19 protein-coding genes, 1 tRNA gene and 1 pseudogene are annotated in these 23,496 nt (G+C 71.3%); 13 read left to right on the top strand and 8 right to left on the bottom strand.

Annotation, left to right across the window (positions count from 1 at the left end):
* Nucleotides 1-16: 16 nt before the first annotated feature.
* On the bottom strand, nt 17-1,633 hold the full coding sequence (locus tag KQY30_RS23440; RefSeq protein ID WP_217311277.1) for a beta-N-acetylhexosaminidase: 1,617 nt from the start codon (nt 1,631-1,633) through the stop codon (nt 17-19).
* 217 nt (nt 1,634-1,850) lie between these two features.
* Between KQY30_RS23440 and KQY30_RS23435 the strand changes: the two genes are divergently transcribed.
* The 3 genes from KQY30_RS23435 (at nt 1,851) to glmS (ending at nt 5,039) form a co-directional block, all read left to right on the top strand.
* A complete protein-coding gene (locus tag KQY30_RS23435) occupies nt 1,851-2,735 on the top strand; it encodes a DUF4429 domain-containing protein (protein ID WP_217308511.1) in 885 nt (294 codons plus the stop codon).
* A 100-nt stretch (nt 2,736-2,835) separates the two neighbouring features.
* The gene (locus tag KQY30_RS23430) at nt 2,836-3,111 is read left to right on the top strand and encodes a hypothetical protein (RefSeq protein ID WP_046507995.1); all 276 of its coding nucleotides are present in this window, start codon (nt 2,836-2,838) and stop codon (nt 3,109-3,111) included.
* Between the two features lie 98 nt (nt 3,112-3,209).
* Nucleotides 3,210-5,039 (top strand): glutamine--fructose-6-phosphate transaminase (isomerizing), encoded by a 1,830-nt coding sequence (gene glmS / locus KQY30_RS23425; RefSeq protein ID WP_217308510.1) that lies wholly within the window; start codon nt 3,210-3,212, stop codon nt 5,037-5,039.
* A 264-nt stretch (nt 5,040-5,303) separates the two neighbouring features.
* Here the strand turns inward: glmS and KQY30_RS23420 are convergent, their stop codons facing one another.
* Nucleotides 5,304-5,882, bottom strand: a complete 579-nt coding sequence (locus KQY30_RS23420; protein ID WP_217308509.1) for an acetate uptake transporter — start codon at nt 5,880-5,882, stop codon at nt 5,304-5,306.
* Between the two features lie 312 nt (nt 5,883-6,194).
* Entirely contained in the window at nt 6,195-6,716 is a 522-nt protein-coding gene (locus KQY30_RS23415) for a universal stress protein (protein WP_046507990.1), read from the bottom strand.
* A 1,136-nt stretch (nt 6,717-7,852) separates the two neighbouring features.
* On the opposite strand from KQY30_RS23415, the gene KQY30_RS23410 reads away from it, so the two are divergent.
* From KQY30_RS23410 to KQY30_RS23400, 3 genes are all read left to right on the top strand, one after another.
* Nucleotides 7,853-9,073: a GlxA family transcriptional regulator gene (locus KQY30_RS23410; protein ID WP_217308508.1), complete on the top strand. Its 1,221-nt coding sequence runs from the start codon at nt 7,853-7,855 to the stop codon at nt 9,071-9,073.
* A 10-nt stretch (nt 9,074-9,083) separates the two neighbouring features.
* The gene (gene orn / locus KQY30_RS23405) at nt 9,084-9,686 is read left to right on the top strand and encodes an oligoribonuclease (RefSeq protein WP_217308507.1); all 603 of its coding nucleotides are present in this window, start codon (nt 9,084-9,086) and stop codon (nt 9,684-9,686) included.
* A gap of 98 nt (nt 9,687-9,784) precedes the next feature.
* Nucleotides 9,785-9,857: transfer RNA gene (locus tag KQY30_RS23400), tRNA-His, on the top strand.
* A gap of 272 nt (nt 9,858-10,129) precedes the next feature.
* Here KQY30_RS23400 and KQY30_RS23395 read toward each other — a convergent pair.
* Nucleotides 10,130-11,281, bottom strand: coding sequence for a LacI family DNA-binding transcriptional regulator (locus tag KQY30_RS23395; RefSeq protein ID WP_217308506.1), 1,152 nt, complete (start codon nt 11,279-11,281; stop codon nt 10,130-10,132).
* Nucleotides 11,282-11,544: 263 nt separating this feature from the next.
* On the opposite strand from KQY30_RS23395, the gene KQY30_RS23390 reads away from it, so the two are divergent.
* From KQY30_RS23390 to KQY30_RS23375, 4 genes are all read left to right on the top strand, one after another.
* Nucleotides 11,545-12,876: an extracellular solute-binding protein gene (locus tag KQY30_RS23390; RefSeq protein ID WP_217308505.1), complete on the top strand. Its 1,332-nt coding sequence runs from the start codon at nt 11,545-11,547 to the stop codon at nt 12,874-12,876.
* 2 nt (nt 12,877-12,878) lie between these two features.
* A complete protein-coding gene (locus KQY30_RS23385; protein ID WP_217308504.1) occupies nt 12,879-13,973 on the top strand; it encodes a carbohydrate ABC transporter permease in 1,095 nt (364 codons plus the stop codon).
* Nucleotides 13,974-13,981: 8 nt separating this feature from the next.
* Complete coding sequence (locus KQY30_RS23380; RefSeq protein ID WP_217308503.1) at nt 13,982-14,899, top strand: carbohydrate ABC transporter permease; 918 nt, start codon at nt 13,982-13,984, stop codon at nt 14,897-14,899.
* Nucleotides 14,900-15,040: 141 nt separating this feature from the next.
* Entirely contained in the window at nt 15,041-16,450 is a 1,410-nt protein-coding gene (locus KQY30_RS23375; RefSeq protein WP_217308502.1) for a GH1 family beta-glucosidase, read from the top strand.
* Nucleotides 16,451-16,732: 282 nt separating this feature from the next.
* Here the strand turns inward: KQY30_RS23375 and KQY30_RS23370 are convergent, their stop codons facing one another.
* On the bottom strand, nt 16,733-18,217 hold the full coding sequence (locus KQY30_RS23370) for a HAMP domain-containing sensor histidine kinase (protein ID WP_217308501.1): 1,485 nt from the start codon (nt 18,215-18,217) through the stop codon (nt 16,733-16,735).
* The gene (locus KQY30_RS23365) at nt 18,214-18,936 is read right to left on the bottom strand and encodes a response regulator transcription factor (RefSeq protein WP_217308500.1); all 723 of its coding nucleotides are present in this window, start codon (nt 18,934-18,936) and stop codon (nt 18,214-18,216) included. Before KQY30_RS23365 ends, KQY30_RS23370 begins: the two co-directional genes overlap by 4 nt.
* 98 nt (nt 18,937-19,034) lie before the next feature.
* On the opposite strand from KQY30_RS23365, the gene KQY30_RS23360 reads away from it, so the two are divergent.
* Together KQY30_RS23360 and KQY30_RS23355 are read left to right on the top strand one after the other, a co-directional pair.
* The gene (locus KQY30_RS23360; protein WP_217308499.1) at nt 19,035-19,616 is read left to right on the top strand and encodes a hypothetical protein; all 582 of its coding nucleotides are present in this window, start codon (nt 19,035-19,037) and stop codon (nt 19,614-19,616) included.
* 168 nt (nt 19,617-19,784) lie between these two features.
* Nucleotides 19,785-20,261, top strand: coding sequence for a hypothetical protein (locus KQY30_RS23355; RefSeq protein ID WP_217311276.1), 477 nt, complete (start codon nt 19,785-19,787; stop codon nt 20,259-20,261).
* Nucleotides 20,262-20,336: 75 nt separating this feature from the next.
* Here KQY30_RS23355 and KQY30_RS23350 read toward each other — a convergent pair whose 3' ends face one another.
* Both KQY30_RS23350 and KQY30_RS23345 read right to left on the bottom strand, forming a co-directional pair.
* On the bottom strand, nt 20,337-21,197 hold the full coding sequence (locus KQY30_RS23350; protein WP_217308498.1) for a spermidine synthase: 861 nt from the start codon (nt 21,195-21,197) through the stop codon (nt 20,337-20,339).
* Between the two features lie 261 nt (nt 21,198-21,458).
* Complete coding sequence (locus KQY30_RS23345) at nt 21,459-21,860, bottom strand: hypothetical protein (protein ID WP_217311275.1); 402 nt, start codon at nt 21,858-21,860, stop codon at nt 21,459-21,461.
* Nucleotides 21,861-22,085: 225 nt separating this feature from the next.
* Between KQY30_RS23345 and KQY30_RS23340 the strand changes: the two are divergent.
* Nucleotides 22,086-23,491: pseudogene (locus KQY30_RS23340) on the top strand (tetratricopeptide repeat protein).
* The last annotated feature ends 5 nt before the right edge of the window (nt 23,492-23,496 follow it).

Genomic DNA, 23,496 nt, shown 5'->3' with positions numbered 1-23,496 from the left:
GCACCCGCTCCGTCCGTCAGCCGGCCGGCCAGGGCACCAGCGGTGAGCGGTAGTAGTCGATGCCGAGCGCCGTCATCCGCGGCCCCTGGGCCGCCAGACGGAGCTTGTACGTGTCCCAGTCGTGCGAGGCCGCCGGGGACCAGCCCAGCTCCGCGACACCGAGCAGCCGCGGGAAGGCCATGTACTCCATCTGGTCACTGGTCGCGATGGTCTCGGTCCACAGCGGCGCCTCGATCCCGAGCACCGCGCTCTCCGGCACGCCCGCGCCGGCGAGATAGGTGCCGGGGTCCCAGTCGTACGAGCGGTCCACCTCGGTGTAGCCGGCCCAGGACTGGCCGAGCGGGGTGCTCCGGTCGTACTTCATGTCGAGATACACCCGGTCCGCCGGGGAGAGCACCAGCCGCGTGCCCTTCTTGGCCGCCGCGGCGACCTGCGCGCGCTCGGCGGAACCGGTGGCGTCGTAGCCCCAGTACTGGGCGACGGCCCCCGCGGCCGGGGTGGCCCCGGTGATCTGGTGCCAGCCCGCCACCGTCTTCCCGTACTTCGCCACCACGGCCTGCGCCCGGTCCATGAAGGCCACATAGTCGGCATGGCTGGTGGCGTGCGCCTCGTCGCCGCCGATGTGGAGGTACCGGCCCGGCGTGAGCGCGGCCAGTTCGCGCACCACGTCGTCCACGAAGTCGTACGTCACCTCCTTGGGCACGCACAGCGAGCTGAAGCCGACAGCGGTGCCCGTGTAGAGCGGGGGCGCGACACCGTCGCAGTTCAGCTCGGCATAGGAGGCGAGCGCCGCGTTGGTGTGGCCCGGCATGTCGATCTCCGGGATCACCTCAAGGTGGCGGGAGGTGGCGTAGGCGACCAGATCGCGGTACTGGGCCTTGGTGTAGTAGCCACCCGGGCCGCCGCCGACCTGGGTGGAGCCGCCGTACGTCGCGAGCCGCGGCCAGGAGTCGACGGCGATCCGCCAGCCCTGGTCGTCGGAAAGGTGCAGATGCAGGGTATTGATCTTGTAGAGCGCCAACTGGTCGATGTAGAGCTTGACCTGATCGACCGTCAGGAAGTGGCGCGAGACATCGAGCATCGCGCCTCGGTAGGCGAAGCGCGGGGTGTCGGTGATGGTGCCGCCCGCGACCGTCCAGCGGACGCGCTGGGTGCTCCGCTTCTCCACCGGGGCGGGCAGGAGCTGGCGCAGGGTCTGGACGCCGTGGAAGAGCCCGGCGGGTTCGCGGGCGGTGATGGTGACGCCGTGCCGCCCGGACTCCAGCCGGTAGCCCTCCGTACCCAGGTTCCGATCGCCCGTACCGAGGCGCAGCCGGATGCCGTCGCGGGCGTTCCGGTCGCCCTTCGGCTCGCCGACCGGAAGGGCGTAGCCGGTGGACGGCCGCAGCAGCCCGGCCAGGTACGAGCCGATGCGCGCGGCCTCGCGGGTGTCCGCGCGCGAGGCGCCGTCGGCCAGGATGCGGGTCGCGGGGGTGAGGGTGTACGGGGAGCCGCCCGGCCGTACCCGCTCGGGCGCCGGCACCACCTGGTCCAGTGGACGGGCGGGGGCGGGACCGGGCGCAGGACCGGTGGCTCCGATGCTGGAGACACCGGCCGCCACGACGAGCAGCAGCGAGCCGACCACCCGGGGCAGGGCCCCGCGCCCGCTCCGCCGGCTTCTCCAGCCTTTCCGGGGGTTGGACCGGCTTGCCGTTTCGCGCCGACTCTCAACGGATCTCACGAGGTTGTCCCTTCGACGGGGTACTCACCTGCGGTGCCGGGAAGTGAACTCCTCACCATGGGACCCGCACGCCCCACCCACGGTCAAGGTGTAGACCAATTTCCACTGCCTTGGATGAAAGGATCCCTGCATGGCGGAAATAATCCAGAAGGACGGCACCTGGACCTTCGACGGCGACACGGTCCGCATCGTGCCCGGCAACGACAAGGGCGTCGGTCCGCTGCGCAGGGCGCTCGGTGAAATCGCCGTACCGCTCCAGGCGTTGGCCGGAATCTCCTTCGAGGCGGGGCGCAAGTCCGGGCGGCTGCGGCTCCGGCTGCGGGACGGCGCCGACCCGCTGCTCCTGGTCGCCGGCGGCAGACTGGACGACGGCTCCGACCCGTACCGGCTGACCGTCGAGAACGACCGCGCGGGGGTCGCCGAATACCTGGTCGACGAGGTGCGCAACGCGCTGCTGCTGGACGGCGTGGAGCCTGGGCCCGTCGACCGCTATCTGCTGCCGGGGCCCGCCCTGCCGATCACCGTGAGCGCGGGCGACGGGACCGTGGCCTTCGACGGGGAGCGGATCAGGCTGGAGTGGAACTGGAAGACCGAGGAGTCCAAGTCCTCGGGCGGCGCCCGGACCATCGCGCTCGCCGATGTGGAGTCGGTGGAGTGGCTGCCGAGCGCGGGTCTGGAGAACGGTTTTCTGCGCTTCCGGGCGGCCGGGACGACGGTGTCGGTGTCGGTGCCGCCGAAGTACGACCCGCACGCGGTGGAGCTGTGGGGGTTCAAGAAGGACCCGCTGATGGCGCTGGCGGGGGCGGCGGTGGCGGCCCGCCTGCCGCATCCGTACGCGCAGACCGCCCCGGCCGTGGAGCTGGGCCCGGCGCCCGAGGACGCCAGGCCGGCCGCGGGCGACGACCCGGACGCGCTGCTGCGCAGACTGCGGGAGCTGGGCGGGCTGTACGAGGAGGGGATACTCACGGACGAGGAGTTCGCCACCGCCAAGCAGGCCATCATCAGGCGTCTCTGAGTACTGTCTCCTTACTGCCTCCACCCCCGAATGGGCTGACTCCTGCCCGATTCCGGGCAGAAATGTTGCAAACCTCCGCCGCCACCCGCAGTATCGACGGGTGCTGGAACGCCGCTCGTCATACGACGACCTCATCGACCATCTCGTCCGCAGCACCGCGCTCCAGCGCGGCGAGGCCGCCCGGGTGGTGCTCGACGTGCTGGCGTACTTCGACGAGACGACCGAGGAGTTCGTCCGCCGCCGCCACCGGGAGATGCAGTCCGGCGGCGGTACGAACGCGGAGATCTTCGAGCGGATCGCGGCCGAGCTGCCGCACCGCGCGGTGGCGCCCCCGGAGCTGTCGCTCCGGCAGCTACGCCGCATCGTCTACGGCTGACACGGCCGGCACCGGCGGTCGCCGGGCCGAAGCCGCAGCCGTTCCGGCCGAGCCAATTCGGAACCAATACCGCGCCGATCAGGAGGAGCAGGAACTGTATGTGCGGAATCGTCGGATACATCGGAAAGCGTGATGTGGCCCCCCTGCTGCTGGAGGGGCTCCAGCGACTGGAATACCGCGGGTACGACTCGGCCGGGGTCGTCATCACCGGCAAGCCGGCCGCGGGCAAGGCCGCCACGCTGAAGATGGTCAAGGCCAAGGGCCGGGTCCGCGACCTGGAGGCCCGCGTGCCCAAGCGCTTCGCGGGCACCACCGGAATCGCGCACACCCGCTGGGCCACCCATGGCTCGCCGAGCGACGAGAACGCGCATCCGCACATGGACCCCGGGGGCAAGGTCGCGCTCGTCCACAACGGCATCATCGACAACGCCGCCGAGCTGCGGGTGAAGCTGGAGGCGGACGGGGTGGTGTTCCTGTCCGAGACAGACACCGAGGTGATGACCCACCTCATCGCCCGCTCCCAGGCGCCGACCCTGGAGGAGAAGGTCCGCCAGGCGCTCCAGATCATCGAGGGCACCTACGGCATCGCCGTCCTGCACGCGGACTTCCCGGACCGTATCGTCGTCGCCCGCAACGGCTCCCCGGTCGTCCTGGGGATCGGCGAGAAGGAGATGTTCGTCGCCTCCGACGTGGCGGCGCTCGTCTCCCACACCCGTCAGGTCGTGACGCTCGACGACGGCGAGATGGCGACCCTGAAGGCCGACGACTTCCGTACGTACACGACCGAGGGGTCCCGTACCTCGGCGACGCCGACCACCGTGGAGTGGGAGGCCGAGTCGTACGACATGGGCGGCCACGACACGTACATGCACAAGGAGATCTCGGAGCAGCCGGACGCGGTGGACCGGGTGCTGCGCGGACGGATCGACGACCGGTTCGCGACGGTGCATCTCGGCGGACTCAATCTGGACGCCCGCGAGGCGCGCGGGGTGCGCCGGATCAAGATCCTGGGCTGCGGCACCTCGTACCACGCGGGGCTGATCGGCGCGCAGCTCATCGAGGAGCTGGCGCGCATCCCCGCGGACGCCGAGCCCGCCTCCGAGTTCCGCTACCGCAATCCGGTGGTGGACCCGGACACCCTGTACGTCGCGGTGTCGCAGTCCGGTGAGACGTACGACGTACTCGCCGCGGTCCAGGAGCTGAAGCGCAAGGGCGCGCGGGTGCTGGGCGTGGTCAATGTCGTGGGTTCGGCGATCGCCCGGGAGACCGACGGCGGGGTGTACGTGCACGCGGGCCCCGAGGTCTGCGTGGTCTCCACCAAGTGCTTCACCAACACCGTGGTCGCCTTCGCGCTGCTGGCACTGCACCTCGGCCGGATCCGCGATCTGTCGGTCGCGGACGGCAAGCGGATCATCGCGGGGCTGCGCGCGCTGCCCGCGCAGATCGCGGAGATCCTGGCGACGGAGGACTCCATCGCGAAGCTGGCGGGCGAGTACGCGCGGTCCGCGTCGATGATGTTCATCGGGCGGGTACGGGGCTATCCGGTGGCGCTGGAGGCCTCGCTGAAGCTCAAGGAGATCTCGTACATCCACGCCGAGGCCTACCCGGCGTCGGAGCTGAAGCACGGCCCGCTCGCGCTGATCGAACCGGCGCTGCCGACGGTCGCGATCGTCCCGGACGACGATCTGCTGGAGAAGAACCGCGCGGCGCTGGAGGAGATCAAGGCGCGCAGCGGACCGATCCTGGCGGTGGGCCACCAGCCGCAGGAGAAGGCCGACCACACGATCGTGGTGCCGAAGAACGAGCCGGAACTGGACGCGATCCTGCTGGGCATCCCGCTCCAGCTCCTGGCGTATCACACGGCACTGACCCTGGGCCGGGACATCGACAAGCCGCGCAACCTGGCGAAGTCGGTGACGGTGGAGTAGCCGACGAGCGCGCACCGGCCTGAGACCGCGGACCAGCCTGAGACCGCGGACCGGCCGGTGAGCGTGGAGCTGCGGACGCGGCCCGGTTCTCCGGGCCGTCGGAGCGCAGCGCCGTCAGAGCGCCCCCCGCGCATGCCGCCCGGCGCGCGGGGGGCGCTCAGGCCCTGTCCAACACATGGCGCCGTCCGCCCGCAGGGCGGGCGGGATGTGGCGGACAGGGCCCGGGTGGGGCCGGTGCTGCCCGGACACCGGCCCGTGGCTGCCTCAGCCGGTGGCCGTCACTCCACGGCCGGCAGCACGGCGGCCCGGCAGCGCGGTCGGCCACTTGGCGAGCGCGGCCGTCGCTCCGTACCAGGCGGCCAGGCCCGCCACCGCGGCGACCCAGCCGCCGATCTTCGCCAGGCCCGTGCTGTCGGCGAACTGTCCGAGTGCGAGCAGCAGAAGGGCGGCTGCCAGCAGTCCGTACGTGCCCTGGAGGAGCGGCCCCGCGCCCGCCGCGCCGAGGGTCAGACTGAGCGCGAGCAGTGCCCAGAGGACGAGGAAGAGGCCGGCCGCGTCGGCGGAGATCTGCTCTCCGACGCCCGTGCCCCAGGTGAACCAGAAGGCTCCGAGGCCCGCGAAGGCCGTACCGGTGAATGAGTCGCCCGCCCGGAACGCGAACAGTCCGGCGACGAAGAGCGCGACCCCGCCGACATACAGCGCGAGCGAGACGGCGTCCGCCGCCGTCACTCCGTCGATGACGCCGGTGTGGCCTATACCGAAGGCGAGCAGGGTGAGTCCGAGCGCGAGATGGCCGAGAACCGAAGTGGAAGTGGTGCTTCCCGCAGAGACGTCGTTGTCCACGGCGGGCTCCCTTCATGATGTGCGGGTGGCTGTGTCCCAGCGACCGCTATGTACCCTTCACAAGCGCACGATGCACCTCTACGCGTGAGTAAATTCACCTTGTGCGCAAGGGAGTTGACACATTCTCAGATGGTGTGAAGCGCGTGCACAACCGCCGGGAAGGCGAGCCGCGTCACGGGCGTGACGGAATCGGGCAGCGTGTCGAGAACGCGTCGAGGAACGCGTCGAACGGGTCGCGGAACGGGGTGTCGCGCAACTGGGTAGGGGCGGAACGGGGTGGGGAATGCGGCAGGGAACAGGTCGGGGAACTCGTCAGGGGATGACGACGACCGGGCGCTGGGCGCGGCGTGCGAGCCGGCCCGCGACCGAGCCGAAGATCCGCCCGACGATGCCGTGCGTGGAGCCGACGACGATCGCGTCCGCGGAGTACTCCTCGCCGACCTCTTCCAGCTCGTGGCAGATGTCTCCGCCGCGCTCGACCAGGATCCACGGGACCTCGGCGAGGTAGTCCGCGCAGGCCAGTTCGAGGCCGAGCACCTCGGTGCGGTGATCCGGCACGTCCACGAAGACCGGGGGCTCGCAGCCCGCCCAGACCGTGGTCGGGAGCCGGTTGGCGACATGGACGATGATCAGGCCGGAGTTCAGCCGTTTCGCCATGCCGATGGCGTACGCGAGCGCCCGCTCGCTGGAGGTCGAGCCGTCGAAACCGACCACCACTCCGTGCCGGAAGGCGGGATCGCAGGACGCACGCGTCTGTTCCGCCGCTCGCAGGTCCGACAAGGGGTCGGCCACCTGCTTGCGGTCAGCGGGTTCGGGGATTTCGTGACCAGCCATGATGTCTCGGCGAAAGAGGTCCTCTTGGGAAGGGACAACAATGGTCGTGGCGGGTGTTGTGGCGGGCGGTGCCGTGTCCGGGAATCATCTTCCCAACCCGTACCCATAAGGGTACGGCGACACTCTTCTCATGCCCAGAGCCCGCCGCCCCACACGCGGCGTTCCAGGGAGCATGCACGAGGGCGCGGCGGATCGCAATGCCTGACGGTCCCCGCGGTCGCCCGAGGAGTGACCGGAGGGCTCCGCTCCTCGTTGGCCATCGGTCATATCGTCACCCTGTGGGAGTCCCCGTGCCCGCATCACCGATCGCTCAGGCCACTCAGGACGCTCCGCGGCGCGAGGAGCGGGCGGGCAGCGCCCCGCCCTCCGGCGGGCGCCCCGAGGACCGCCGGACCCGCCCTGCCCGCCGTACGGCGCTTCGCCGGACCCGGACCCGGGGGTGGCGTCCGGGAGGGCCCAGGAGGCGCCCCCGGGGCCGTACGGGGGCCGGTTGGGGGTACGGACAGGGGCGAAGGGCGGCCGAGGCGTCCGAACCGTCCGGGAGAGACCCGCTCCGGAACCGCGCCCCGGGCCGCGGCCGAAGCCGCGGCCGGTCCGGCGGGGCGGCCGTCGGAAGGAGCGGGCGCCGGGGCTACGATCAAGGCCAGGATGTACGTAACGTACGGAACGTCCGGAAGCCGACGGTCCCGGGGCACTCCGAGGGCGCGGTGCGGCGCACGCGCGCGTCAAGGTAGTGCGCCGGGAGATTGAAAGCTTCGCACAGACACACCCATCACTTTTCAGCCAACTTCACACTGGGGCAGAACCCTTGGCGAAATGGCCTGCCAACCCCCTTGCCACCAGGGAAGAAAGGACCGACCGGACCGTTCGCACCCTATGGGGACGGGCCATGCACGCGAGGCCCACTTCCACTCTCGGCTCCCGAGTGGAACGCTTCGTGATCGAATGCTTCGGGCCAAGTTGCCTTGTCGACATAACGCCGGATGGAGAACTTGTCACGCCGGCACCACGGGACACAGTAGATTCGATCATGAGCATCGAAGGCTGGGGACCCGTGCAAAACCGAGGGGAATCGTGCAGGAGCGAGAGGCCCGACAAGAACGGGGAGACGCGAACACCGAGGGGGGCTTAGCGCCATGAGCCAGGACTCCACTGCCGCACCGGAGTCAGCACGGAAGCTTTCCGGGCGTCGCCGCCGGGAAGTCGTCGCCGTGCTGCTCTTCAGTGGTGGCCCCATCTTCGAGAGCTCGATCCCGCTCTCGGTGTTCGGAATCGACCGCCAGGACGCCGGGGTTCCCCGCTACCGCCTGCTCGTCTGTGCCGGGGAGGACGGACCGCTGCGCACCACCGGCGGGCTCGAACTCAGCGCGCCGTACGGCCTGGAGGCGATCAGCAGGGCGGGCACCGTGGTGGTGCCGGCATGGCGGTCGATCACTTCGCCGCCACCGGTGGAAGCGCTGGACGCGCTGCGCCGGGCGCATGAGGAGGGCGCGAGAATCGTCGGTCTGTGCACCGGCGCGTTCGTGCTCGCCGCGGCCGGACTGCTGGACGGCCGACCGGCCACCACGCACTGGATGTACGCGCCGACGCTCGCGAAGCGCTATCCGTCCGTGCATGTGGATCCGCGGGAACTGTTCGTCGACGACGGCGATGTGCTGACGTCGGCGGGCACGGCGGCCGGAATCGATCTGTGTCTGCATATAGTCCGGACGGACCACGGCGCCGAGGCCGCGGGCGCGCTGGCCCGCAGACTGGTCGTACCGCCACGGCGCAGCGGCGGTCAGGAACGTTATCTGGACAGGTCTTTACCAGAGGAGATCGGCTCCGACCCGCTCGCCGAGGTCGTGGCCTGGGCCCTGGAGCACCTCCACGAGCAGTTCGACGTGGAGACGCTCGCGGCCCGCGCGTACATGAGCCGCCGTACGTTCGACCGGCGGTTCCGGTCGCTCACCGGGAGCGCGCCGCTCCAGTGGCTGATCACCCAGCGGGTGCTTCAGGCACAGCGGCTGCTGGAGACCTCCGACTACTCGGTCGACGAGGTCGCCGGCCGCTGCGGCTTCCGCTCCCCGGTGGCGCTGCGCGGGCACTTCCGGCGCCAGCTCGGCTCCTCCCCCGCGGCCTACCGGTCCGCCTACCGGGCCAGGCGCCCGCAGGGCGAGCCGATGCCGCCGGGGGTCATGGAACCGGGCGTACCGGCGCAGGCCTCCGCGCACACCAGGCGGGCGGCCGCGGCGGCGGGCGCGCCGGGCCAGCCGGCCGCGTCCTCGGCGCTGCCGGACCACGGAAAGCCCGGGTCGGACATGTACGCGGCAGGTCCGGGCCGTCCGAGTCTGCCCGGCCAGCGGAGCGCCCCGTAGGGTAAGGCGTATGAACGACCGCATGGTGTGGATCGACTGCGAGATGACCGGGCTCTCGCTGGCGGACGACGCGCTCATCGAGGTGGCCGCCCTGGTCACCGACTCGGAGCTCAACGTGCTCGGTGACGGGGTGGACATCGTGATCCGCCCGCCGGACGCGGCGCTGGAGACCATGCCCGAGGTGGTGCGGCAGATGCACACCGCCTCGGGCCTCCTCGACGAGCTGGCGGGCGGTACGACGCTGGCCGCCGCCGAGGAGCAGGTCCTGGCGTACGTACGCGAGCACGTCAAGGAGCCCGGCAAGGCACCGCTGTGCGGGAACACGGTCGGCACCGACCGCGGCTTCCTGCTGCGCGACATGCCGGCGCTGGAGGGCCACCTCCACTACCGGATCGTGGATGTCTCCTCGGTCAAGGAGCTGGCCCGGCGCTGGTATCCGAGGGCGTACTTCAACAGCCCGGAGAAGAGCGGCAACCACCGCGCGCTGGCCGACATCCGCGAGTCCATCGCGGAGCTGCGCTATTACCGCGAGGCGGTCTTCGTACCGGCTCCGGGCCCGGACTCCGACACGGCGAAGCAGATCGCGGCGAAGTACGTGCTCCCCGCGCCCTGACCCGCCCCGCTGCGCCGCCACCCCGCACGAATGCAGGCGCGAGCACCCTCGCGGACCCTGTACACTTTTTCTCGGCCGGTCGGGAACGACCGGTCGTGGTGGGTATAGCTCAGCTGGTAGAGCACCTGGTTGTGGTCCAGGATGTCGCGGGTTCGAGTCCCGTTACTCACCCTCTGTGATCAAGGGCCGACCTGGAATTTCCGGGTCGGCCCTTGATCGTTTCCAGCCCGGCTTCCGGTCTCGCTTCCGACCCCGTTCCCGGCCCGTTCCCGGCCGGTCCGGCGCCCTGTGCGGGGCCGCTTCCAGGACCGTACGCACGGCCGTTCTCCGGGCCTCCCCCGAGCCGCCCGCAAAGCCTCTTCCGGGCCCCCGCGCCCGGGGGTGTCGCACGCCCGGTGGAAGGGCAGGGGTGTACAGGAGTTGTAGACGGGCGGGGGCCGGCGTCAGGACGAGGACCGGATGACCAATTGGGTGGGAAGCACGATCTGGTGCGGCGGTGACGGGTGGGGTGTCGCGCGGGTGGCTATTTCCGTGAGCACCAGCCGGGCCATCGCACGGCCCATTTCCTCGATCGGCTGACGGACGCTGGTCAGGGGCGGATCCATATGGCGCGCAATGGCCGAGTCGTCGAAGCCGATCAGGGCCACATCGTCCGGGATACGGCGCCCGGCCGCGCGGAGGACCTGGCGGGCGCCCGCGGCCATCACGTCGGATGCGGCGAAGACCGCGTCCACACCGGGGCGGCGGGCGAGGAGTTCGGTCATGGCGCGGCGGCCTCCGGCCTCGGTGAAGTCCGCCACGGCCGTGAGCCCCTCGTCCGGCGGCTGCCCGGCGTCCCTGAGGGCCTGGCGGTAGCCGTCGAGGCGGCAGGCCGCGCCGTACACGTCCAGACGGCCGGTGATGGTGGCGACGGTCCCGCGGCCCCGCGCGAGCAGATGGGCCACGGCCGTACGGGCGCCCTCGGTGTTGTCGGAGTCGACCGAGGGCAGCGGCTCGGCCGCCGAGCGCCGGCCGCTGATGACCGTCGGGATGCCGAGCTGGGTCAGCAGCTCGGGCAGCGGGTCGTCCGCGTGGACCGAGACCAGCAGCGCCCCGTCGGCGCGGTGCGCGGCCAGGTACTGGGCGAGGCGGCGGCGCTCACGGGCGCCGCCCGCGAAGGTGAGCAGCAGTTGCATCCCGGTGTCCGCGAGGGCCTCGCCGACCCCGCTGACGATGTCGGAGAAGTACGGTTCGGCGAAGAACCGCGCCTCCGGCTCGGGCACCACCAGGGCGATCGCGTCGGCGCGGTTGGCGGCGAGTGCGCGGGCCGCGCGGTTCGGTACGTACCCCAGCTCGGCGACCGCCGCCTCGACCGCGGCCCTGGTCTGCGCGCTCACCCTGGGGGAGCCGTTGATCACCCGGGAGACCGTGCCGCGGCCGACCCCGGCGCGCGCGGCCACCTCTTCGAGCGTGGGCAGCTTGCCGCCGCGCGCCCGTGCCCCGGGAGCGTGCCGGACTCCGCCAAGGACCCCGCCGGTCCCACGAGCCGTACCGGCTCCGCCGGCTCCGCCGGTCCCGCCGGCCTCGTGGCCGCTCCGGGCTTCCCGGTCCACCATCCCCACCTCCCCCGACGAATCCGGCCCCCGCCCCACGGCGTAATCCAACAAACCCATAAACGAGCCACCTCGCGCCGCCCGGTCCCTTGACACCCCTACGGGGACCCGCGACGCTTCAACACATCACACATGGGAGCGCTCCCACCGTACCTGACCCATTCATGCCCCGCACGTATCCCGACCGCACCGGACCCCCTCCCAACCGCCGAGCCGCACTCAGCAGTTGGCCGGAGCCGGACACGTCGGTGCATTAGGAGGACGTAATGCGCACACGTACCCGCTCGTCCCGCCGGGTGGTGGTCCTCGCGGCCGTCGCCGCGCTCGCCGGCATTCTGTCCGGCTGTGCCCAGGACAGCGAAGAACCCTCCGGCAGCGCGCCGGGCGGCGGCGAAGGCGGCAAGGGCAAGACCACTATCACGGTGGGGGTCTTCGGGGCCTTCGGTCTCCAGGAGGCCGGGCTCTACGACCAGTACATGAAGCTCAACAAGGACGTGGTCATCAAGCAGACCTCGATCGAGCGCAACGAGAACTACTACCCGCAGCTCCTCACCCACCTGGGCAGCGGCAGCGGACTCGCCGACATCCAGGCCATCGAGGTCAACAACATCGCCGAGATCACGGCCACCCAGGGCGACAAGCTGGTGGACCTCGGCAAGACCGCGGGCGTGCAGAAGGACAGCTTCCTGCCCTGGAAGTGGTCGCAGGCCACCACCACGGCCGGCAAGACCATCGCGCTCGGCACCGACATCGGCCCGCAGGGCATCTGCTACCGCAAGGACCTCTTCCAGGCGGCCGGACTGCCCACCGACCGCGAGGAGGTCGGCAAGCTGTGGGCGGGCGACTGGCAGAAGTTCCTGGAAACCGGGAAGCAGTTCAAGGCCAAGGCCCCCAAGGGCAAGGCCTTCGTGGACTCGGCGAGCGGGGTGATGGCCGCCATCACCGGCAGCAACGCCAACCGGTTCTACGACAAGGACGGCAAGGTCATCTACAAGTCCAACCCGGCCGTGCGCGAGGCCTGGGACACCGCCGCGGAGTTCGCGAGCGCCGGACTGACCGCCAAGCTCCAGCAGTTCACCCCCGGCTGGGACCAGGGCTTCGCCAACGGCACCTTCGCCACCGTCTCCTGCCCGGCCTGGATGCTCGGTTACATCCAGGACAAGGGCGGTGAGGCCGGCAAGGGCAAGTGGGACGTGGCCGCCGCGCCCAAGCCCAGCAACTGGGGCGGTTCCTTCCTGACGGTGCCCGAAGCGAGCAAGAACAAGGAAGCCGCGGCCAAACTGGTCGCCTGGCTGACCGCACCCGAACAGCAGGCCACGCTCTTCGCCAAGCGTGGCAGCTTCCCGAGTTCACAGGCCGCGTACTCGCTGCCGGCCGTCTCCGACGCCAAGCACCCGTACTTCGACAACGCCCCCATCGGCCAGATCTTCTCGACGGCCGCCAAGGGCGTACCGGTCCAGATCGTCGGTCCCAAGGACCTGATCATCGCGCAGAACCTGGCCGACATCGGCATGCTCCAGGTCGACCAGAAGGGCACGTCCTCCAAGGACGGCTGGAACGCCGCCGTGAAGGCGATCGACAACGCGCTGGACCAGTGACGATGTCCAGTGACGCACGTGCCGCCGCGCCCTCCGAGGAGGAGGGCGCGGCCCCGGCGCAGGACGACGGCAATGGTGGCGCCGGTACGGGCGTACGGAGCGCCGCCGCGCAGTCCGGGCAGCGCCGGGGCCGCGGACAGGACACGGTCCACGATCCGGCTCACGAGGCACGCCAGGAGCGCCGCCGGGAGCGGCGCAGCCGCTGGTACCGCCGCGATGTGCGATGGAGTCCGTACGCCTTCGTCGCCCCCTTCTTCGTCTTCTTCCTGGCCTTCGGCCTCTTCCCGCTGCTCTACACCGGCTGGGCCTCGCTGCACCGGGTGGAGCTGACCGCGCCCACCGACATGGAGTGGGTGGGCCTGCGGAACTTCTCGCGGCTGCTCAGTGACGAGTTCTTCTGGAACGCCCTCCAGAACACCGTCACCATCGGGCTGCTCTCGACCGTCCCGCAGCTTCTGATCGCGCTGGGCATCGCACATCTGCTCAACTACCGGCTGCGCGGCTCGATGTTCTTCCGGGTCGCGGTCCTCACCCCGTACGCCACCTCGGTGGCCGCCGCGACCCTGGTCTTCGTCCTGCTCTTCGGACGCGACTACGGGATGATCAACTGGCTGCTGGGGATCGTCGGGATCGATCCGGTCGACTGGCAGAACGGCACCTGGACCTCGCAGCTCGCGGTCTCCACCATCGTCATCTGGCGCTGGACGGGCTACAACGCCCTGATCTATCTGGCGGCGATGCAGGCCATCCCCAACGATCTGTACGAGTCGGCCGCCCTGGACGGGGCCTCGCGCTGGCAGCAGTTCATCCATGTGACCGTGCCCTCGCTCCGGCCGACGATCCTGTTCACCTGTGTGGTCTCGACGATCGGCGCGACACAGCTCTTCGGTGAGCCGCTGCTGTTCAACGGCGGCGCGGGCGCGACCGGCGGGGCCAGCCACCAGTTCCAGACGCTCGGGCTCTATCTGTACGAACAGGGCTGGGTGAATCTGCATCTCGGCCGGGCCTCCGCGATCGCCTGGACGATGTTCCTGATCCTGCTGATCATCGGCGCGGTGAACTGGGTCATCGGCCGCCGTCTCCGCAAGAGCGCGTAGGGGGACCCATGTCGACGACTTCGCAGACACTCACCGATACGGTCCCCGGCCCCACGGAGGCGGACGGCGGGCACGGCGCCCGGCCGAGGAAGCGCGGCGCGGGCCGACAGCTCCACGGCGGCCCGATCACCTACGCCGTACTGATCATCTTCACCGTCGGCTCGCTCTTCCCGCTGGTGTGGACGGCGATCGCGGCCTCGCGCAACAACACCCGGCTCGCCCAGACGCCGCCGCCGTTCTGGTTCGGCGGAAACCTCTTCAAAAATCTGGAGATCGCCTGGACCGACGCCAACATGGGGACGGCCCTGCTCAATACGACGGTGGTCGCCGGGGCCATCGCCACGGGTACGGTGCTCTTCTCCACGCTCGCCGGGTTCGCCTTCGCCAAGCTGCGCTTCCGGTTCCAGAACCTGCTTCTGCTGATGGTGATCGGCACGATGATGGTGCCGCCGCAGCTCAGTGTCGTACCGCTGTACATGCTGATCGCCGAGCTGTCCTGGACCGACCAGCTCCAGTCCGTCATCCTGCCCACCCTGGTGAGCGCCTTCGGGGTGTTCTTCATGCGGCAGTACCTGATCGGGGCGCTGCCCACGGAGCTGATCGAGGCGGCGCGGGTGGACGGCGCGAGCAGTTGGCGGGTGGTGTGGCATGTGGTCTTCCCGGCGGCGCGGCCGGCGATGGCGGTGCTGGGGATGCTGACGTTCGTGATGGCCTGGAACGATTTCTTCTGGCCGATCATCGCCCTGACCCAGAACGGCAGTCCGACGGTGCAGGTGGCGCTGACCGGGCTCGGCCGCGGTTATATCCCCGACCAGTCGGTGATCATGGCCGGGGCGCTGCTGGGTACGCTGCCGCTGCTGATCGCGTTCGTGCTGTTCGGCAGGCACATCGTCGGCGGGATCATGCAGGGCGCGGTCAAGGGCTGACACCTGGCCAGGGGCTGACGCGTGGGGACCGCGCCGGGAGGGCGGCGCGGTCCGGGCCCGGCTTCGGGCGGAGCCCGGTCTCTGCCGCCGCCGGCGCCTCCGTACCTCGTCCCTCACATCTACGGTCAACGGGAGCTGCACATGTCAGACACCTTTCCGCCCGGCTTCCTGTGGGGCACCGCCACCGCCGCGTACCAGATCGAGGGCGCGGCCCGGGAGAACGGGCGCACTCCCTCCATCTGGGACACCTTCAGCCACACCCCCGGCAAGGTCGAGAAGGGTCACACCGGGGATGTCGCCGTCGACCACTTCCACCGCAGGGCCGAGGACGTCCGGCTGATGGCGGACCTGGGGGTGAACGCGTACCGTTTCTCGGTCTCCTGGCCGCGTGTCCAGCCCACCGGGCGCGGCCCGGTCATCCAGCGCGGTCTCGACTTCTACCGGGAGCTGGTCGACGATCTGCTCGCGCACGGCATCGAGCCCGTCCTCACGCTCTACCACTGGGATCTGCCGCAGGATCTGGAGGCGGCGGGCGGCTGGCCCCGGCGTGAGACGGCGTACCGCTTCGCGGAGTACGCGCGGTGCGTGGGCGAGGCGCTGGGCGACCGGGTGGAGCGCTGGATCACCCTCAACGAGCCCTGGTGCACGGCTTTCCTGGGGTACGCGTCCGGGGAGCACGCCCCGGGCCGTACGAGCCCGTCGCTCGCGCTGAGCGCCGCGCACCATCTCAACCTGGGGCACGGTCTGGCCGCGCAGGCGCTGCGCTCGGTGATTCCCGCGCGCGGCCGGATCTCGGTGAGCCTCAACCCGTCGGCGGTACGGGCCCGTACGCAGTCGCCCGCGGACCTGGACGCGCGCCGCCGTATCGACGCGCTCGCGAACCGGATCTTCACGGGGCCGATGCTGCGCGGCGCGTACCCGGAGGATCTCTTCGCGGACACGGCGCGGATCACGGACTGGGCGTTCGTCCAGGACGGGGACACGGCGACGGCCCGGCAGCCGCTGGACTCGCTGGGCATCAACTACTACGCGCCCACGGTCGTCTCGGCCGCCACGGACGGGCCCGCCGCCCGCCGCGACGGGCAGCGCGCGAGCGAGCACTCCCCCTGGCCGGGCGCCGACTCGGTGGCCTTCCACCAGCCGCCCGGTGAACTCACCGAGATGGGCTGGTCGGTGGATCCGAGCGGGCTGTACGACCTGCTCCTCCGGTACACGCGCGAGGCGCCGGGGCTGCCGCTGATGATCACCGAGAACGGCGCGGCGTACGCGGACCAGCCGGACGCCGACGGCGCGGTCCACGACCCGGACCGGATCCGCTATCTGCACGGTCATCTCGCGGCGGTCCGGCGCGCGATCGACGACGGCGCGGACGTACGGGGCTACTTCCTCTGGTCGCTGCTGGACAACTTCGAGTGGTCGTACGGCTACGGCAAGCGCTTCGGCGCGGTGCACGTGGACTACGAGACGCAGCGCCGCACCCCGAAGTCCAGCGCCCTGTGGTACGCGCGCCTGGCCGGTACGGGCGTACTCCCGGAGGTCCCGGTCGGCTGACCTCGCCCGTGGGGCGGCCTTACGGCGTGCCCCGGCCGGATGGGGGGATCCGGCCGGGGCGCGGGGGAGGCCGGTGGGGGGCGGCCCTTTTGGTTCACCGGGTCTGTCCGACTGCGGTTCGACACTAGCCGCCACGGTACGGACAAATGGGCCGTACGGGACAGAGGTCGCGGTTCTTAGGGCACGCTTAAGGCACGCATCGGAGCCGATTAAAGGTCCGGCCGGCGATCGGAACGCCCCCTCCGACCGCCTCGGACCTCCTCAGACCTTCTCTGGACCTCCTCAGACCTCCGCGGCCCTGCGGTCCGCCGCTCCGCGTCTGCGGCGGCGCAGACGGTGGCCCCGGGGTTCACCGGGGGAGCGCCAGCCGTCCAGGCCTATCCAGATACGGACCTCGGTGCCGCCGAGGACCGAGCGTCCGATCCGTACGTCCCCGCCCGTCGACTCGGCGACCCTGCGCACGATGTCCAGGCCGAGGCCGGTCGAGCCGTCCCGGCCGCCGCTGTTGCCGCGGGCGAGCGCGGCGCGCGGGTCGGCGATGCCCGGGCCCGCGTCCGAGACCAGCACAATCACCGCGTCCTCGCCGTTGTGCACATCGACCGCGAAGGCCGTGCCCTCGGGCGTGTGGCGGAAGACGTTGCCGAGCAACGCGTCGAGCGCGGCGGCCAGTTCGGCCCGGACCACCGGGATGCGCACGGGGCCGCCGATGCCCGCGACCCGTGCCGTACGGCCCTCGTCCTCGGCCAGCGCGGACCAGAAGTCCATCCGTTCCCGTACGACTTCGGAGACGTCACAGCCACCGGCCGGGCCCGCCGCCACCGTCTGCGGCTTGGCCTCCCGGGCCGTACGGATGATCGTGTCCACCTCGCGCTCCAACTGGGCGACCGCGGACCGGGTCTGGTCGGCGGCCGGCCCCTCCCCCAGCGAGGCGGCGTTGAGGCGCAGCACGGTGAGCGGGGTGCGCAGCCGGTGGGAGAGGTCGGCGGCGAGTTCCCGCTCGTTGGCGAGAAGTTGAACGACCTGGTCGGCCATCGAGTTGAACGCGACGGCCGCGGACCGCAGTTCGGTCGGCCCCTCCTCCGGGACCCGCGCGCCGAGCTTGCCCTCGCCCAGGGCGTGCGCCGCGTGCGCGAGGCGCTGCGCGGGCTCGACCATCCGCAGCCCGAGCCGGTCGGCAACCGCCACGGAACCGACGACCAGGGCGAGACCGACGCCCGCGAGCACCACCCAGGCGGTGGTGACACCGTTGGAGACCTCGTCGTCGGGGACGAAGATCTCGACGATCGCGATGCGCGCCTGGCTGAGCGCGGTCGGCTGGAGCAGCGCGAAACCGCCGGGGACTTCGGCGATGGAGGCACGGCCGATGCGCTGGACGGTGCGGAGGTCCTTCTCGGCCGCCCGGCGCGTACCGATCTCCAGCGGCAGGCCTTCCGTACCCGTCCCCGCGCCGGTGCTTGTGTCCGTACCGGTGCTCGTGTCCGTACCCGTACCGGCGCCCGTACCCGTGCCGGCCGGATCGTCGACCGCCGGGACATGCACCGCCATCCGTCCGTACGCACCGGCCTGGGTGGAGGCGACGGCCCGTTCCAGCTCCGCGCGGTCGGTGGTGATGGAGAGGGTGGGGCCGATGGCGGCGGCCTGCCGTTCGGCGTTGGTGAAGGCGCGGTCCCTGGCCATCTCCTTGATGACCAGGCCCAGCGGTACGGCGAACGCCACGACGACCATCACGGTGACCGCCACGGCCACCTTGACCAGGGCCCATCTCATGCCGGCGGCCCCTGGCGGGGCGGCGCCCCGGGCGCGGGCGGCTCCAGCTTCACACCGACGCCCCGCAGCGTGTGCAGATAGCGCGGCCTGGCCGCCGTCTCCCCCAGCTTGCGGCGCAGCCAGGAGAGATGGACATCGATGGTCTGGTCGTCGCCGTACGACTGCTGCCACACCTCGGCGAGCAGTTCCTTGCGCGGTACGACCACTCCCGGGCGCCCGGCGAGAAAGGTCAGCAGATCGAACTCCCGCCGGGTCAGGTCGAGTCGGTACCCGTCCAGCTCGGCCTGGCGGCGCAGCGGGTCGATGGAGAGCCCGCCGACCCGGATCACCCTGGAGGGCGTGGCCTCCTCGGCACCTGCGCGCGAGCGGCGCAGCACGGCCGCCATCCTGGCGGAGAGATGCTCCACCGAGAACGGTTTGGTGAGGTAGTCGTCGGCGCCGTCGTTGAGCAGCCGTACGATCTCGGCCTCGTCGTCCCGCGCGGTGGCGATGATCACCGGTACGTCGGTGATCCCGCGCAGCATTTTCAGCGCCTCGGATCCGTCGAGATCAGGCAGTCCAAGATCGAGAATGACCACATCGAAGCGGAAATGGGCCACTTCGCGCAGCGCCTCCAGGGCCGTACCGACGCTCCGTACGGTGTGGGAGGCCTCGGTCAAGTGCCTGATGAGGGCGGAGCGCACGAACTGGTCGTCCTCGACCACGAGCACACTGGGCATGGGCCGCACCGTACGCCATCCGGGGGATGCGGGGAGGCCGGTCGGGGCCAACGGGGCGGGTGTGGCGCGGGTGTTGCGGGTGCGGCACCATGGCCGGGATGCGCAGAGGACTCGTACACGCGATGGCCTGGTCGCTCGCCACCGGGGCGGCGGTCACGCTCTCGTGGTGGGGCGTCCGTACGGTCATGACCGGTACGGCATACGACCCGCCGCGGGCGCTCGCGCTCCCCACGGACAGCTCGGCCAACTCGACGGCGCGGCCGCCCAGTCCGCTCGTCTCGTCGACGCGACGGCCCCCGAGCCCGTCCGCGGCCCCCAGCCCCCGGGCGAAGCCGCGCACGGCGGAGACGGTGACCCCCACCCCGGCGGAGACCGCGACCCACAGCGACCCGCCCGCGCCGTACCCCTCCCAGGGCGCCCCCGAGCCGAGCACGGGCGCCTCGGAACCGCCCGCCTCCGGCGAGGTCAAGAGCTATACGGTCGACGGCGGCCGGGTCGCCTTCGACATGGGCCCGGTCTCCGCCGAACTGGTCTCCGCGACCCCGGACGCGGGCTGGCAGATGCAGGTCTGGACGCAGCCGTACTGGATCCGTGTGACGTTCACCCGGGACGGCCGTGAGGTCTCGGTCTTCTGCACCTGGAACGATCATCCGCCAATGGTCCAGTTCGACGACCGTTGAGGCGTTGCCGTCACCATTAGTGCGATGTCTGGCCAAATCACCGTCTGGCCGAATCACCCCCTTCACGGTCATGCCGTCGCCCAGCATGATGGCAAGCGCTTTCCAGGGCACCGCTCCCGACCGGGCGGCGCCCTGACAAACGGAACAAAAAAAGGGGGGAACGTGAACATGTCACCACGCAGGATTCTGGCGATCGCTGTCGCGGCCATGGCACTGGTCCTGGGGCAGCTCGCGGTGGGCAGCGCGTCGGCCGCGCCCGCCGTGGAGGCGTCCAAGCTTCAGCAGAAGATCGACAGGTATGTGGACACCCACCCGGGCACGGAGCAGATCAGCGCCAACAAGGTGCGGATCCCGGGCGGCACCCTAACCGTCGCCGTGCCGGGAACCACGCCCCGAACTGCGGCGGCCCCATCTTGTAGCCACGGATGGCTGTGCATCCAGGACGGCCTGGGTGACTACTACGACTACTACGACTGCGGCTACTACGAGTTCTGGGGTATCGGCGACGGCACGTTCAACAACGACCAGACCTCGGGCACCGTCGCCAGGTTCTACAACTCCGACGGGACCCAGCGCTGGTCGAACACCGCCAAGGACACCGGCACCGCGTCCTGGTCTCCCGTGTACTACATCCGCCCCTGCTGACCTTCGGGCGTCGGCTTGAGCGGTGGTGCCCCCGGCCGCACGACGGCTGGGGGCACAGTACGGTCCGGCCGGCGGTCAGCCGGTGAACGCGTCCGGCGGGGGCAGTGGGGACGGTTTGGCACTCGCGTCGGTGACGGGCGGGGCTCCGCCCGTGAAGTCCCGTAGGGCGCGGCCGTGTTCGACGCGGCCCGGGTGGGGGTCGCCGGCCACGCGGCGGGTCAGTTCGGCGACAGGAAGCGCGTCGTCGGAGGCGAGCAGGATCGCGTTGCCGAAGCGGCGACCGCGCAGGACCGCCGGATCGGCGGCGAGCGCGAGGTGCTCGAAGGCGGTCGCGGCGGTGGCGATCTGGCCGCGGAGATGGGCGAGGGGCGGCCCGTCGGCGAGGTTCGCGGCATAGCGGCCACCCGGCCGCAGGGCCCTCCATACGTCCGCCAGGAACTCCGCGCTGGTGAGATGCGCGGGCGTGCGCGCGCCGCCGAACACATCCGCGATCACCAGATCCGCCCACCCGTCCGGCACCTTGCCGAGCCCCGCCCTGGCGTCGGCCGAGCGGACCCGTATCCGCGCGGCGGGATCCAGCGGCAGCCGCTCGCGAACGAACTGTACGAGCGCCGCGTCCACCTCGACGATCTGCTGGCTGGAACGGGGCCGGGTCGCGGCGACATAGCGCGCGAGCGTGAAGGCACCGCCGCCGAGGTGCACGACCTGGAGGGGCCGGCCGGCGGGCGCGACAAGATCGGCGACATGGCCGAGCCTGCGCTGGTACGCGAAGGAGAGATACATCGGGTCGTCGAGGTCGACGTGGGACTGCGGGGCGCCGTCGATCAGCAGGGACCAGGCGCGGGGGCGGTCGCGGTCGGGTATGAGCTCGGCGGTGCCGCCGTCGACGGCCGCCACGATGACGGCTTCCGCCGCGCCCCTCTTGTTCCTCGCCACCAGGCCATTCTATTTCCGGGCCCGGTTCGGCCCCCTTTTTTCAGGCTCGGTTCGCCCCCGGGGCGCGAGGCCCGCCCCGACCGCCTGGGGTACGGCCATGTTCCGGCCCCGCACGGCCGCCGGCGAGTGAGCCGAAGGGCGCCGGGCGCTGTCGAAAGGGAGAGCGCGCGCAGGCCCCGAGGTACGAGGGGGCGAGCACGGTCGACCGTCGACAGGGTCTTGAGGCGCCCGGAGGCGAACCGAGCCTCCAAAAAGGGGGCGCTAGCCGCATCTGTCCACCGCTTCGATCAGGCGGGCCGCCTGGCCCAGGGCCTCCCTCAGTACCGCCGGGTCCGTGACCGGGCCCGTTGCGTCCGGGGGCAGCAGCCAGCCCGAGCCCGTGACCGGGGGTTCCGTCTGTGTGCACGGGCCCTGCCCATGCGTCTGCGTACACGCGCTGCCCGGCATGTCCCAGCCCGCCGCCGTGCCCGGCGGCACCAGAAAGCCCAGGGTGTCGCAGGGCGCGTCATGGAGCACCGGCCCCACCGCGGGCGCCGACCCGCGCCGCAGGATGTCCACCGCTTCGAGCCCCTGCCGGGCCGGAACGGTCACCAGGTCGCAGGGCTGTCCCGCGTCCTCGGGACGCGCGCCGTACTCCTGGCCGGTCGTGTGCTGAGACTCCAACAAGGGAACCCCTCCTCGTCGAGCGCAGACGCCGTGAGCGCCTCCAGGGGGTTCAACGCCGCGCGGCGTCAACGGCTACGGCGCCGCGCCGCCTCAAAGGATGGCAGTTCATAGCAGATCAGGGGCGAGATATCCCCTTTGTCAATAAACCCTGTGTGTACGACCCATCACAACCGGTACGTTCATGCTCCGCCGGAGGTGACCGGCAGGAGGAGAGGGCTCGGCATGGCGTCGTCCCGGGCGGTTCCCAACCACGCCTTCCGCAGGCTGCGCGCACAGCGCTCACCGGCGGAGTTCGCCGGCGCCGTCCGCAGGGCCGCCCGCGAGATCGGCGAACAGGTCGCCTGCGACGCGCGCTACGTGGGCCGGGTCGAGGCCGGCGAGATCCGCTGCCCCAACTACGCGTACGAACGCGTCTTCCTGCACATGTTCCCCGGGCTGACCCTCCAGGACCTGGGCTTCAGCGCACGCGAACAGGTACGTGGCAGAGCCGCCAGGCTCACGGCTGCCAAGACCGCGGCGCAGCCCCTCCGGCTCCCCCGCCGCCCCCGCCGTTCGTCGGCGCGAACGGCACACGCGACAGCGGCGAAGGCAATACCGGCGACACCAGCGAGGAGAGCGATGTGCTGCGTCGCGCATTCATGACGAGCGGTCCCGTCACGGTGATGGCCGCGACCCTCGGTCTCGGCGGTACGCCCGCCGTGGCCGTTCCCGCCCCCCGCCGCGTCGGCGACGCCGAGGTGGACGCCGTCGAGGAGGCCGTACGCCGGATCCGGCTGCTCGACGACCGGTACGGCGCCGACGGCCTCTACCGGCAGGCCGCCCGCCCGCTGCGCGCCGCGTACGCCCTGCTCGACGCGGGCACGGCCACCCGGCAGTCCACCGCGGGCCGGCTGCACGCGGGCGCGGGTGAGCTGTCGATCTCGGTGGGCTGGCTGGCCCATGACTCCGGCCGGTTCTACGACGCGCGCTCGCACTACGGGGAGGCGCTGGCGACCGCGCGGGTCGCGGCCGATGCCGCGCTGGAGGCGCACGCCTTCTGCAACATGTCGTTCCTGGCAAGGGATTCGGGCCGGCACCACGAGGCCGTGCGTGCCGCGCAGGCCGGCGCCCGGGCGGCCCGGCAGCTCGCCTCGCCACGGCTGCTGTCGCTGCTCGCGCTGCGGGAGGCCGGCGGCTGGGCCGGGCTCGGCGACCGTACGGGCTGCGAACGGGCGCTGTCCCGGGCGCACGACCTCTTCGGGCGCGGCTCCTCGGAGACGGACCCCGAGTGGATGTCCTTCTTCGGCGAACCCGAACTGGAGGCGCAGGAGGCGCTCTGCCACGCGGCGCTGGGCGACTGGGCGCGGGCGGCCCGGCACGCGTACCGCGCGACCGTCCTCCAGGACCCGCACTTCGCCCGCAACCTCGCCCTCTACCGGGTCGAGCTCGCCACCGACCTGGCCCGTGCGGGCTCGCCGGACGAGGCGGCGGTGGCCGGCGGGCAGGTGCTGGACCTGCTGGACGGGGTGCAGTCGTCCCGTATCCACACCAAGCTCGCGGGCACGGCCCGGGTGCTGCTGCCGCAGCGGCGGCTGCCGGAGGTACGGGCCTTCCTGGAGCGGCACGCGGCGACGAACGCCCGTACGTAGCACGG

It is taken from the genome of Streptomyces sp. GMY02 (assembly GCF_019056675.1).
Classification (GTDB): Bacteria; Actinomycetota; Actinomycetes; order Streptomycetales; family Streptomycetaceae; genus Streptomyces; species Streptomyces odonnellii.
Note: the sequence above shows the minus strand (reverse complement) of the source record. Positions and strands in the feature narration are given on the sequence as shown.

Excerpts from the sequence above, each read along its gene's own strand:
- KQY30_RS23435 (WP_217308511.1), top strand. The coding sequence starts at position 1,851 with ATGGCGGAAATAATCCAGAAGGACGGCACCTGGACCTTCGACGGCGAC.
- glmS (WP_217308510.1), top strand. The coding sequence starts at position 3,210 with ATGTGCGGAATCGTCGGATACATCGGAAAGCGTGATGTGGCCCCCCTG.
- KQY30_RS23415 (WP_046507990.1), bottom strand. The coding sequence starts at position 6,716 with ATGGCTGGTCACGAAATCCCCGAACCCGCTGACCGCAAGCAGGTGGCC.
- KQY30_RS23410 (WP_217308508.1), top strand. The coding sequence starts at position 7,853 with ATGAGCCAGGACTCCACTGCCGCACCGGAGTCAGCACGGAAGCTTTCC.
- orn (WP_217308507.1), top strand. The coding sequence starts at position 9,084 with ATGAACGACCGCATGGTGTGGATCGACTGCGAGATGACCGGGCTCTCG.
- KQY30_RS23395 (WP_217308506.1), bottom strand. The coding sequence starts at position 11,281 with ATGGTGGACCGGGAAGCCCGGAGCGGCCACGAGGCCGGCGGGACCGGC.
- KQY30_RS23390 (WP_217308505.1), top strand. The coding sequence starts at position 11,545 with ATGCGCACACGTACCCGCTCGTCCCGCCGGGTGGTGGTCCTCGCGGCC.
- KQY30_RS23385 (WP_217308504.1), top strand. The coding sequence starts at position 12,879 with ATGTCCAGTGACGCACGTGCCGCCGCGCCCTCCGAGGAGGAGGGCGCG.
- KQY30_RS23380 (WP_217308503.1), top strand. The coding sequence starts at position 13,982 with ATGTCGACGACTTCGCAGACACTCACCGATACGGTCCCCGGCCCCACG.
- KQY30_RS23375 (WP_217308502.1), top strand. The coding sequence starts at position 15,041 with ATGTCAGACACCTTTCCGCCCGGCTTCCTGTGGGGCACCGCCACCGCC.
- KQY30_RS23370 (WP_217308501.1), bottom strand. The coding sequence starts at position 18,217 with ATGAGATGGGCCCTGGTCAAGGTGGCCGTGGCGGTCACCGTGATGGTC.
- KQY30_RS23365 (WP_217308500.1), bottom strand. The coding sequence starts at position 18,936 with ATGCCCAGTGTGCTCGTGGTCGAGGACGACCAGTTCGTGCGCTCCGCC.
- KQY30_RS23360 (WP_217308499.1), top strand. The coding sequence starts at position 19,035 with ATGCGCAGAGGACTCGTACACGCGATGGCCTGGTCGCTCGCCACCGGG.
- KQY30_RS23355 (WP_217311276.1), top strand. The coding sequence starts at position 19,785 with ATGTCACCACGCAGGATTCTGGCGATCGCTGTCGCGGCCATGGCACTG.